A 12,223-nucleotide genomic window follows, 5' to 3' on the forward strand; every position below is an offset into this window, starting at 1 on the left:
TGAAGCCTTTTTTTGTATCATTTCCCTGCTTTATTTAAGGAATAAACCTTTCCAAACTTCTCATATAAATAGTCAATTAAATATTGGGGATTTAGGCCTTCTCCTGTGACATCCTGTAAGATTTCAAGCGGTTTCTTCATTTTTCCGTACTGATGGATTTTTTCTGTCAGCCATTCTTTTATTGGCAAAAGGTTACCTTCCTCGACTAATTGATTGAAATTTGGAAAATCTTCGAGCATTTTATGCTTAAATTGGGCTGCATACATATAACCTAAAGCATAGGATGGGAAATACCCAAAGCTGCCCCCTGCCCAATGCACATCTTGAAGGACACCCATTGCATCGTTTTCGGGACGAATGCCTAAATATTTTTCATATTTGTCATTCCAAATTGTTGGTAAGTCTTTCACATCAATTTCATCATTAAATAACCCTTTTTCAATTTCATAACGGATAATAATATGGAGCACGTATGTTAATTCATCCGCTTCAATTCGAATAAACGATGGTTTTGATTCATTAATCGCGCGATAAAAATCCTCAATTTCTACTTCATCAAATTGTCCAGTTGCATATTCTTTCAGAAGTTGGTAATTATTTTTCCAAAACGAAAAGCTCCGTCCTAGAATATTCTCATAAAAAAGGGACTGTGATTCATGAATCCCCATCGAGGTTCCCGAGCAAAGTGGTGTTCCAATTAAGTCCGTTGAAATATTTTGTTCATATAAGGCGTGACCGCCCTCATGAATCGTACCAAATACGGCGGTTCGGAAGTCGTTTTCATTATAATTTGTGGTAACACGGACATCGCCAGGGTTTAATCCAGTTGCAAAGGGATGAACAGTTTCATCCAGTCTGCCTGCTTTGAGATTATAGCCCATTTTTTCGAGGATTTTCAAACTTAATTCCCGTTGTTTTTCTTTTGGAATCCTTTTAAACAAAAAGTCCGTTTTAGGCTTGTGTGTAGACTCTGAAACTTGTTTAACCAAAGGTACTATTTTCTCTCTTAGTTCCCCAAATACTTGATCTAATACTTTCATTGTCATGCCTGGTTCGTACATATCTAATAGCACATCATATTTATTCTGTTCATGCCCCCAATAGCTAACGAAGCTTTTTGTCTTTTCAACCAGTTTTTCTAAGTACGGACTAAACAGGGAAAAATCCGACTTTTCCTTTGCTTCCTCCCAAACACTTTCAGCCTTAGATTGGAGAATAACAAACTCTTTATATTCTTCAGCGGGGATCTTTTTATTTCGTTCATATTCTTTTTTGCATTCCTCGAGGATTTTCTTAGCTTTTTCAGCGAGTGGCTGTTTTGATAAATTTGCTATATAAGCGGCCATTTCCTCGGAGGTAGACATTTTAAATACTTCGGATGAAAGCAATCCAATTACTTCGGATCGTTGTTCCACCCCTTGTTTTGGTGCTCCTGTTCTTAAATCCCAATAAATTAATCCTAATGCTTCATTGTACGCAGACATTTTTTTAACATATTCCAAAAACTCTTTTTCTAATAGTCCCATATTCATCTCGTTCCCCCCTACTCATCATCATTAAATTTTAGCACATTATTCAGAAAAATAGGTAAATGTCGGTTCGCAAGTGATAAAATGTACGATAAGAATGATTACTTTTTTAGAGGAGGCATGACAAATGAAGGAGCTCATTGGACAGTGCACAAACTGCTGTAAAGATCTTTATTGTTTGGATGGCTTTTTTAATGGAGTCCATACCGAGCAGAAAGAGCTTTATTGTTTCGAATGCCACGAAAGTTTGAGAGTGGACAAGGAAAATCCGCAAAGCTGACCTTTGCGGATTCTTTAAGATTAATTTTCATCTATTGATAAATCTTTAACTGGAAGTTTTTCTCCTTCTTTGTGGGTTGGCTTTCGTAAATGAAAGATTGCTTTAATACAGAATACCAGCAATATGACCACGCCGATTAAGAAAATGGTGTCAGGCACCGCGCGCCAAGTTAATAATGTTTCAACTATATCCTTTTGTAGGAATGATGCTGAACGTGAAGCTGCATATCCATGGTTAAATGCTTCTTTAATTTGAATAATTCCAACAGGAAGCAAGGATAGGAAAACCATTCCTGCGAGTCCAACGTTTAACAAGATACAGCTTATTTTAATCCATTTATCATTCCAAGCCTCTGGTTTAACAATGTTTCTCAATGAGTATAGGAGTACTGCACATGCGAACATCCCATATACACCCATCATCGATCCATGGCCGTGTGCTGGAGTTAAGAATTGACCATGTTCGAAATAGCTGACTGCTGGTAAGTTAATCAAGAATCCAAGCACACCTGCACCTACTAAGTTCCAGATGGCAACAGAGATTAAGAACCAGAATGTTCCTTTGTAAGGGAAATTCACTCCACCCTCGCGCATCATTTTGTATTGCTCATATGCCTCAAGGATTAATAAAGTTAATGGAATAACTTCTAATGCAGAGAAAACTGCACCAAGGGCGAGCCATACTTCTGCCGAACCATTATAGTAATAGTGGTGACCGATTCCAATTACCCCACTGCCTAAGAGCAGAATCAGTTGGAAATAGAGTTGTCTTACTGTTGATTTTTTCGTTACTAGACCAAGTTGTACCATTAAGAATCCAATAACAACCACCGCAAACACTTCAAAAATACCTTCTACCCATAAGTGGATAATCCACCAGCGCCAGTAATCAGCGAATGTAAAGCTGGTGCCTGGATTGATAAACAGTGCAAAGATATAGAATGCTGGCACAGCAATAGCTGAGTAGAATAATAGGTGTATCAATCCACCCTTATCATTTTCTCGCTTAAGACCTGCTTTAATTCCTCGGTAAACGATGAACAGCCAGATAAGCATACCTACGATTAGAATTAGCTGCCAGATCCGGCCAAGTTCAATATATTCCCAGCCTGTATGTCCAAATAAGAACCATTTGTTTCCTAAGTAACCATTTGCACCAAGCCATTCTCCAACCATACTTCCTGCAACAAGAACAACTAGTGCCCAGAATAAAATATCTACTAATAAACCTTGTTTCTTAGGTTCATAACCTCCAACAAGCGGTGCAACATATATTCCCATTCCAAGCCATGCCGTAGCAATCCAGAAGATGGCAAGTTGCAGATGATAGCCTTTTGAAATATTAAATGGAAGAATATCGTGAATCCACTTTATTCCGAAGAAACTATCTGGTTCGATATAATAGTGTGCGAGTAATGCCCCAAACATACACTGTACAAAGAATAAAGCAGCAACAATGACAAAGTATTTTCCTGTTTTCACCTGTGAACTTGTCACTGGCATTTTCCGTAAATCAATTTGTGGGAATTTACCTTCTTTATACGCTTCCTGCATTCCAAAATTATAACGATAGAAAACAAACAGAATCACTCCTACCATTAAGACAAATAGAGTAATGCTGGCACCGCTCCACCAAATTGCTGAGAAAGATAATTGGTTGCCCGCGTCTTCATAGTATGGCCAATTATTTGTATAAGTGATTTTATCGCCTTCACGAACAGTACTTGAAAGCCAGGCAGTCCAGAAGAAGAAATCTGATATTTGTGTGATTTGATCACCTTTAGCAACATAGGCTCGATCTGTTTTTGGCATGTCCCCTTCCTTAATAAGGTTCGCCTTTAAACCCCAGCCGTCGCCTTTAGTAAATACCTTTTTATAGTACTCTCTTACTCTTTCCAGCCCAAACGCTTGTGCATTTGTTAACTTCATTGTATCACTATCTGAGTCATAACGATTTTTACGCATTTCTTTTATTACCTTATTTTTAATAACCGATTTTTCATCTTCATTTAATGAAGCAAAGTCTTTATTATATTGTTCATTTGCTTTATAGTCCTGCATTCCCTCTGTATATAGCCTTAGAGCTTCCGCAGTATAATCAGGACCCATATAGGAACCGTGTCCTAGAACGGTACCATAATCCATTAAGCCGTACTTTTGAAAAACTGCCTGACCGCCCATAATGGTATCTTTCGTAAACAGAATGTCTCCTTCTTCATTTGTCACCTCAACTGGTCTTGGTGCCTGTTCTTTAAAAATCCAATAACCGCCAACAAGTAATACGGTGAAGCTGAGTAAAATGGTGATTACTAAAATTGATTTCAGCATTACATTTTTATTTGTCTTCACCACTTTTTTTTGTGTTGTCCCCCGTTGTATTTCCATGACATTCATCCTCTCGTGTTTCATTACAGTTCGTATTGTAACTTTCACAAGACCGTCACAAAGTGAAGCATTTCATCCTTTTCCTGTGATAAATACCACACTACCTTCCATACTGAGAATAATTTTCATAAAAACTAGTTTCCTATGACGGAGGTCACATTATATCAATGTAAACACTGCTACAATTTAACTAATTCAGAATTACTAATACGAAGGTGATGTTAATGAAGCAAGAGGACATAGTGAAAAGGTTATCTGTTGTTCCAATCTTTAAAGAATTGACTATAGAAGAACTAGAGCCAATCGTGAAGATTGCTCAAACTCGGTGTTATAAACATAAGATGTATGTTTTTATGCAGGATGATCCACTTGACAGAGTTTTCTTTATTCATAGTGGAAAAATTAAGATTTGCAAAACAGATCAATCAGGGAAAGAACAACTAATATCTGTCCTTGAACCTGGTGAAATGTTTCCTCATGCAGGATTTTTCAGAAAGGGAAAATTTCCAGCCCATGCAGAAGTAATGGAGGATGCAAATCTAATCATCATCCCCATTGATAAGTTTGAAGAAATCCTACTTTCCTATCCTGAGCTTTGCATTAAGCTATTTAAAGTATTGGGTGAAAAAATAGTAGATTTGCAAGGAAGGCTAGAAGCACAAGTTCTCCACAATACGTTTGAACAAATTATTTTATTGCTCATTCGGCTTTGTCAATCAAACGGTGAAATGGTTGATGGCCGATATAGGCTCACCACACAGTTCACCAATCGTGAATTAGCCAATATGATTGGTACTTCACGAGAGACTGTAAGTAGAACGATTAATCAAGTGAAAAAGAAAAACTTTGTTACCCTCGATGAGGATGGTTTCTATCTAATTGACCGAGAAGCACTTCAACAGGAATTATTCTATTAATAAATTAATTTTTTCGATTAGTTAAAAGGAGTGGTAATACGATGGAGCAAAGAATTATTGAACTTGATGTACGAGAGGATTTAAAGAATAAAATCGAACCCTTTCAAAAAATTATGGAGGCTATTAAGGAGGTAAAGGATAATGATATTTTTATCCTTCATGCCCCTTTTAAACCAGTTCCATTGTTCGGAGTTTTAAAAGTAAAAGGCTTCACGCACGCGGAAGAAGAAATTGATAAGAAGTACTGGAAAGTAACATTCACAAAGAAAGCTTAAGAAAGACGGTGTAAATTCATGATCTTAGATAATCGCGGTTTAGAACCTCCACAACCAATGATGAGAACCTTAGCAGCCTTGGAGACCCTAGAAGAAAATGAAACATTAACCATCATTAATGGCCGGAGACCGATGTTTCTTTATGAACAACTCGAGGAATTGGGTTACAAGCAGCGCACAGATCAACAAAATGACGGAAGTTTTAAAATTGCAATCTTCCGGTATTTGGGGTGAATGAACATGCTTTCTCAAAATATGGGAAGTGAAACAAATATTAAACTTCCATTTTCATTTATTTTGTATAGCTTAATAGCATTGGTGCTTTCACAAATTCTATTATTAGTGAATGGAAAATTAATGGGAGCAGGGAATTTTAGAATCCCCGTTATCTGGTCTTCAGCCCATTTATTAGTTCTAGGCTGGGCTTTAATGGCAGCGATGGGCGCGATGTATCAGCTAGTACCGGTTGCATTTCTAACCAAAATATGGAATGAAAAATTTGGTTTTATTCAATTCTTCGTAACAGCAGTCGGAATCGTTTCATTTTCAGGGATGTTATATTGGTCACCGCAAAATGCAATGATTCCTGGAATCCTAATGCTGCTTGGGATCTTAATGTTTTTATTCCAAATGTTAATGACCCTTAAAGTGCAAGCCAAACCAACTATTCTTACGGCGTTTGTTGGTTCATCTTTAGTTTGTTTATTCATTACAATTTCCTTAGGGATTACCTTGATTTATTGCTTAAAAACCGGGTTTGCTGGGGAATATTATCAGTCGATCTTTAAAGCCCATTTATTAATGGGGATTACCGGCTGGTTTACACTGTTAATTTTCGGTTTCTCTTACAAGATGGTGCCGATGTTTTCCTTATCCCATGGTTTTCCGATGGTTCAAGCAAAATATGTTTTTGCCTTTTACTTTTCCGGCCTTGTCGTAGCAACGATATCCTTCTTTACAAATAATAGTCTGCTTTTAAAAATCGGTTTCTTATTCCTGTTAATCGGTTTTACCATTTTCAGCTGGCATATTCGTCTTATTATCAAAAAAAGATTAAAGAAAACACTAGATAAACCGTTTACGTTCGCATTAGTTGCGATTGGGTTAGGGAATTTAATTCATTTGACCGCATTTATCCTGCTTTGGGAACACCAATTCTCTACCCTTGCAGGTCCGTTTATTTATGCCTATTTATTTCTCTGGATCGTCTTAAGTATTGTTAGTTATCTATATAAAATTGTACCTTTTCTTTGGTGGACTTATAAATATAGTAAGGAAATAGGGAAAAGCAAGGTCCCATCATTAAAAGAGATGATGAATGAAAGAATTGTTACTCCTATGTTTTCTTTATTTATAATTGCAATTTTGACGGTCTTTTGCGCCTTAACTTTTCATATTACTGTCCTGTTTAATGTCGGACAGTCGATCCTTTCCATGGTATTTATTATGATTGCAATCAGTATCCTTCGCGTTTTAAAAAAATAGTGAGGTGTTTATGATGAATATGAAAGAAAAAATCTTAACTGCATTAAACAGTGTCTACGACCCAGAATTAAACATAAACGTTGTGGACCTTGGCTTGATATATAATATCGAAGTTACGGAATCAGCTGATGTTTCTATAACCATGACGTTAACCACACCCGGCTGCCCACTCCATGACAGCATAACAAGCGGGGTTCGATACTGTGTGGAAGGTATCGAAGAAACAAGAAAAGTGGATGTAAATCTTGTCTGGGAACCAGCATGGTCTCCAGACAAAATGACCCCTGAAGGTCTTAGATTATTAGGAAGATAAGATAAAAGAGGAAGCACTCTGAATAGTGCTTCCTCTTTGCTAATTTGATCATGATTTGGCTTGTGTTGGTAAAACTTCTTTAATATTCTCTAAAACATTTGCATCAATAACTTCGTCTAATAGAATATGAACGGATCCCTGATCCTTTTCACTTCTAATTAAGCGTCCAACACCTTGACGTAAGCGAAGGAGCATATACGGGAGGTCTACCTCTGCAAATGGATCATCAACACCAGCTTTTTTCGCAGTAAAGACCGGATCATTCGGTGGAAAAGGAAGCGAAAATATCATCACATTTTCAAGTGATCTCCCCGGAATATCCAGACCCTCCCAGAGATGAATGGAACATAATATCGCCTGTTCCTCATTCTGAAATTTAGAGACAAGTGTGCTGATTTCTTCATCGCCTTCAAAATAAATGGGATATGGGACCTTTCCTGAAAACATCATCTTAAGTTGAGCTAACTCTTCTTTATTATTGAGAAGAATTAGGGCTCGTCCTTCAGATTGGTGAATTCCCTTTAATAAATAGTCCATTTTCCCTTCAATGTCGGCATGTTTAAAGGTTGGCAGGTAAAGAGCCATTTTATCATCATAATCAAATGGAGATGACACCGAGAATGATAAGTAGTCGTCTACCCCAAGACTCGTTGCAATATAGTCAAATGATTTTTGATTTGCAAGCGTTGCAGACGAGAAAATAAACGGTTTTTTCTGAGTAAAGACTTCTTCACGCATTACTTCCTCAACCATTTTTGGCATAATAACCAATGTTCGTTCTCCACCTTTTTCCTCGAACCAAGTAATTCCATTTAACTCTTGAAGGAAAAGTGATAAAGAATAGGTGATTTGCTCCAGATACTCCTCCACAATTTTCAAATCATATTCATTAATGACATATAGTTCACTTTCAAATACCAATTCTTCCTCTAATGTTTGAAGCTTGTTTAGTAACTTCCTGCATGTCTTCAAAACCATAGGATGCTTTGTAATCATCTGTTTTTCCGACCCTTGTGAAAGCGAGGAGAATTGTGAAATGACATCGAAAAATGCCTCATTATCTAATAATGCCTCTTCAATCGTATACAAGGTCTTTTCACGGACTTCATTTTCCATTAATCTTGTAAGTAATGTTTCTAAGGTATAATCCGTAAAACGGTAGCTTAAGGCTTTCTGAGCTGCATATTCAAGAAGGTGACCTTCGTCAAACACAACCGAAGAATGCTCAGGTAATAATGGCAGCTGTCCTTCACGCTTTCTTGATTCCTTTGTCCATATATGCTCCATGTAAAAATCATGTGAACAGATGATTAAATCCTCAGCGTGTCGGTAATATTCACGGTGTAAGGTCAGTCCACAGCGGTGACGCTTTTCGCAAGAAAAACAATCTTGGACAGCATCCCAACTTACTTCATTCCATTTTTCATCCGATAAAGTTGGGTAATCCCTTCTGTCCCCATACCTTTCAAAGGTTTGCATAGAACCTACAGAATGCACAAAATCGGGTAGGTTTTCATAAATACTTGAAATATCATCCGAAAAATCATTACTCTTAGTTTGATCTAGTTTTTTTAAACACAGGTATTGATCTCGAGATTTAGCCAAGCGGACATCGATATCAAGTCCAAGAACCTTCTCCAACTTGGCGATATCTCCCTCTTTTTTAACTAATTGCTCAATTAATGTCTCATCTGCACAAGCAATGACAGCAGGGCGATTAGTATAGCGGGCATACATAATGGCATAAAGCAAATAAACAATTGTTTTCCCCGTTCCAACTCCCGCTTCAGCAAACATGACTTTTTTATCTTTGAAGGCATTTTCAAGTTGAAAAGCCATGAATATCTGTTCATCTCTTAGTTCGAATCCTGCTTCTGGCAAAATATCATAGAATAGGTCACCGATCCATTCACCTAATTTATCATAAAAGGATTCAGTTTTTGCAATCTCAAATGGCATACGTTTTTTTTGCATGGTACCCTCCCCAAAAAACTTTCATGTGATACAACAAAAATAATGTTAATTCGATTTATTCATCTTTATTTAGTTCATTTTGACGAGGAGGTTTTTTTCCCCAATATTGATATAAATCCGTACGAATAAAGCCATTAAAGAGCTTTCGCTTTTTTGTAGCGGGCTTACCATAAAATTGTTCGAACTGCTCGTTGGAAGTTAAGATATACTTTGACCATGTATCAAGTGCTTCGAATGCCTGGCCCATTTCTTTATACATATGTTCGACTGCTTTTTTATCCCCGAGTCTTTCTCCATATGGAGGATTCCCGATGATAACACCGTATTGCTTATTCGTAGAAATATCTCTAACCTGCATTTGCTTGAAATGGATTAGGTCCGCAAATCCAGCTTCAAATGCATTATCCTGGGCAATTTTCACCATTCTATGGTCGATATCTGTTCCTAAAATATCTAAGGGCTGATCGTAATTTGCTAAGTCTTCCGCTTCATTTCTAGCGTCTTCCCAAACCTTCGCTGGGATCCAATCCCACCGCTCAGAAACAAATTCCCTGTTAAAGCCTGGAGCGATATTTTGACCAATCATTGCTGCTTCAATCGGAATCGTCCCAGATCCACAGAAAGGGTCGATAAATGGACGGTCTGCTTTCCAGTTAGTAAGTAGAACAAGTGCTGCAGCTAGAGTTTCCTTAAGGGGTGCCTCACCTTGGTCGACACGATAGCCGCGTTTATGGAGCCCTTGACCGCTTGTGTCAATGGTTATGGTTGCAACGTCCTTTAGAAGCGCCACTTCGATGCGAAAAAAAGCTCCAGTTTCCTCAAACCATGTACTTCGCTTATAGTGTTGTTTCATTCGCTCCACTACTGCTTTTTTAACAATTGCCTGGCAATCAGAAACACTGAAGAGCTTTGACTTTACAGATTTACCAACAACAGGAAATTCAGCATCTTCAGGTAAGAATTTTTCCCATGGAAGCGCCTTGGTTTTTTCGAATAATTCATCGAAGGTATACGCCTTAAATTCTCCGACCTTGATCTTAATTCTGTCCGCTGTTCGTAACCATAAATTACTTCGGGCTATTGCATATTCATCCCCTGTATAGGTGACCTTTCCATTTTCTACTTCACAGTCGTATCCTAATGCCCGGACTTCTTTGGCAACTAATGATTCAAGCCCCATTGCAGCAGTAGCTATTAATTGATATTTTCCCATTATTTCACCCTTAATTCATTTCATTTGTATGTATGTTATTGGTTAATATGAATATTCTTTAATTCGCTTTCATTATTGACAAAAAGTAGTTATCAAATGCAATTTGTTCATCAATAATAATAAAAAGCCCTCCTAATTAGGAGAGCCGTTTAATCCAGCATACATTCCCATTAATAACGTTCTGTAAGCCATGTTCTGTACCAGTGTACTACAAACGACACGGGTGTGTCTCGTACTTAGGTGGTAATCATCTATCTACAGGCTCAAACTTGAACCTGTCCTTCTCCTTGTTCAATTCCTCAGAGAAAGTGCCCCTACCATTATTTGGGTTTCTCGCTCGTGGGGTTTACCCGTTCCACCCTTTCCATTTCTGGAAAGGCTCCGTCACTGTGGCACTTTTATAGGTATTCATACCATATCCAAATAGGACTTAGGTATTTTCCCGGCCGTCAACTGGATGCTAGCCCCAGCTGCCCTAGCTTATGAATTCGCTAGGCACGAACACTACGAGCATCTCAGCTCGTGCGAGCATGGACTTTCCTCTGCAAGAATGCAAATGCATCTTACAGCGATTACCCGAACGTTATTAATGAATACAATTTATTATATGTATTTCACGCTGGTAATTCAATGGTTATTAACAGGAAATTTCCCTATTTTTTGTTAATCGTAGAGCTTGTTACCAAAAACATGCTTTTCAAGATTGGATAAACGCTTCAAGATATCAAAATTTGTTGTTCCTGCAGGTTGTGCTGCTGGCTGCCTTTTTGAAGTATCTTCAAGCTGTTTTCGGAGACGGAGGTTTTCCTGTTGAAGTTCTTCAATCTCTTGATGAAATGTACTATAATCTTTAATGATTAGATCTAAAAACTTATCAACATCTTCTTGTTTATAACCGCGTACTCCAGACTTAAACTCTTTTTCTAAAATATCCTTCGCTGTTAATTTCACTTTATCTGACAGCATTCTATTCACCTCGGTATTCGCCAATCACTACCTATTATTTTTTCAAAAATATGTAGTTTTGTCAATTTTCATTTGTTTTGTAAGTATTATAATTTTAAAATCAATTCAATATATGGGATAACTACCATAAAAATAACCAAAACCTAAAAATCATCTTGTTTTAATTGTTCTTCTTCGACAATCATTTGTAAATCATAAAATGTAATAAGTTCAATCGGGTATGGATGATTCTTTTGGTATTCCAAAGCCATTTCATAAAGATATTTTGGGCTTCCTTCCTTTTCCTGATCGTAAAGAAGGAGGAGTCCTTCGCTTTTTTCAATAAAAAATTGATTTTTCAACCGAAACTGCCAGGGCTTTTCATATCCCTTTTTCGTAACTGAATCAACGAAATCTGCTTGGGCAAGAATAGATTCATACCATTCTTGGTTATTTTCCTTCCACGATGCTTGCTGGTCTAGAAATGGTGTTATTACCGCGAGTTTTAAATCAGGAAATTCCAATTGTAATTCAAAAACAACCTCAGCAGCCCATAGTTCCACTCCTAACTGACCGCTTATCAGCACCCACTCTAACCCTTCTTCCACCATTGGTAGTAATGATTTCTTTATGGCAGCCTTTATAAAAAACACCGATGGGTGGTCGTTTTTAAATATACCTAATTCAAACGGTTTATAACCTGATATGGCAAGAACTTTCATCTAGAAATGTTCTCCTCAATAAAGAAATTTTTTTAAAATGGACAAACATTTGGACAAGGACAAGCATATCATGTAGTAAGAAAAAATAAAAAACAAGGGCTAAAAAGCCCCTGTAATCGCCATTTCCCTATTAGCGTCTAGGTCCCATGAATGGTCCAGGTCCAAATCCTGGGCCTCCTGGACCGA

11 protein-coding genes and 1 other RNA gene are annotated in these 12,223 nt (G+C 37.5%); 5 read left to right on the forward strand and 7 right to left on the reverse strand.

Annotation, left to right across the window (positions count from 1 at the left end; all coding sequences use genetic code 11):
• Positions 1 to 17: 17 nt before the first annotated feature.
• A complete protein-coding gene (locus tag V7137_RS08105; RefSeq protein WP_335697614.1) occupies positions 18 to 1,532 on the reverse strand; it encodes a carboxypeptidase M32 in 1,515 nt (504 codons plus the stop codon).
• 297 nt (positions 1,533 to 1,829) lie between these two features.
• Positions 1,830 to 4,193 (reverse strand): nitric-oxide reductase large subunit, encoded by a 2,364-nt coding sequence (locus tag V7137_RS08110; RefSeq protein WP_335697615.1) that lies wholly within the window; start codon positions 4,191 to 4,193, stop codon positions 1,830 to 1,832.
• A 224-nt stretch (positions 4,194 to 4,417) separates the two neighbouring features.
• On the opposite strand from V7137_RS08110, the gene V7137_RS08115 reads away from it, so the two are divergent.
• Genes V7137_RS08115 through V7137_RS08135 form a run of 5 tightly spaced genes read left to right on the forward strand, consistent with a single transcriptional unit; the run spans position 4,418 to position 7,183 of the window.
• Complete coding sequence (locus V7137_RS08115; RefSeq protein WP_335697616.1) at positions 4,418 to 5,110, forward strand: Crp/Fnr family transcriptional regulator; 693 nt, start codon at positions 4,418 to 4,420, stop codon at positions 5,108 to 5,110.
• A gap of 41 nt (positions 5,111 to 5,151) precedes the next feature.
• Positions 5,152 to 5,385, forward strand: a complete 234-nt coding sequence (locus V7137_RS08120) for a DUF2249 domain-containing protein (protein ID WP_335697617.1) — start codon at positions 5,152 to 5,154, stop codon at positions 5,383 to 5,385.
• Between the two features lie 18 nt (positions 5,386 to 5,403).
• Positions 5,404 to 5,619 carry a DUF2249 domain-containing protein gene (locus tag V7137_RS08125; RefSeq protein WP_335697618.1) on the forward strand — a complete coding sequence of 72 codons (216 nt, stop codon included), beginning with the start codon at positions 5,404 to 5,406 and terminating at the stop codon, positions 5,617 to 5,619.
• A gap of 6 nt (positions 5,620 to 5,625) precedes the next feature.
• On the forward strand, positions 5,626 to 6,870 hold the full coding sequence (locus V7137_RS08130) for a hypothetical protein (protein WP_335697619.1): 1,245 nt from the start codon (positions 5,626 to 5,628) through the stop codon (positions 6,868 to 6,870).
• 13 nt (positions 6,871 to 6,883) lie between these two features.
• Entirely contained in the window at positions 6,884 to 7,183 is a 300-nt protein-coding gene (locus tag V7137_RS08135) for a metal-sulfur cluster assembly factor (RefSeq protein ID WP_335697626.1), read from the forward strand.
• Between the two features lie 48 nt (positions 7,184 to 7,231).
• On the opposite strand, the gene V7137_RS08140 is transcribed toward V7137_RS08135, so the two are convergent.
• The 5 genes from V7137_RS08140 to V7137_RS08160 all read right to left on the reverse strand — a co-directional run bounded on the left by V7137_RS08140 (position 7,232) and on the right by V7137_RS08160 (position 12,037).
• On the reverse strand, positions 7,232 to 9,157 hold the full coding sequence (locus V7137_RS08140; RefSeq protein ID WP_335697620.1) for an ATP-dependent DNA helicase: 1,926 nt from the start codon (positions 9,155 to 9,157) through the stop codon (positions 7,232 to 7,234).
• 55 nt (positions 9,158 to 9,212) lie between these two features.
• Entirely contained in the window at positions 9,213 to 10,370 is a 1,158-nt protein-coding gene (locus V7137_RS08145) for a THUMP domain-containing class I SAM-dependent RNA methyltransferase (protein ID WP_335697621.1), read from the reverse strand.
• Positions 10,371 to 10,549: 179 nt separating this feature from the next.
• An RNA gene (rnpB, locus tag V7137_RS08150) (RNase P RNA component class B) lies at positions 10,550 to 10,954 on the reverse strand.
• Between the two features lie 79 nt (positions 10,955 to 11,033).
• The gene (gene gpsB, locus V7137_RS08155; RefSeq protein ID WP_335697622.1) at positions 11,034 to 11,336 is read right to left on the reverse strand and encodes a cell division regulator GpsB; all 303 of its coding nucleotides are present in this window, start codon (positions 11,334 to 11,336) and stop codon (positions 11,034 to 11,036) included.
• 143 nt (positions 11,337 to 11,479) lie between these two features.
• Positions 11,480 to 12,037: a DUF1273 domain-containing protein gene (locus V7137_RS08160; RefSeq protein WP_335697623.1), complete on the reverse strand. Its 558-nt coding sequence runs from the start codon at positions 12,035 to 12,037 to the stop codon at positions 11,480 to 11,482.
• Positions 12,038 to 12,223 lie beyond the last annotated feature (186 nt).

It is taken from the genome of Neobacillus drentensis (genome assembly GCF_036962765.1).
Classification (GTDB): Bacteria; Bacillota; Bacilli; order Bacillales; family Cytobacillaceae; genus Neobacillus; species Neobacillus drentensis_C.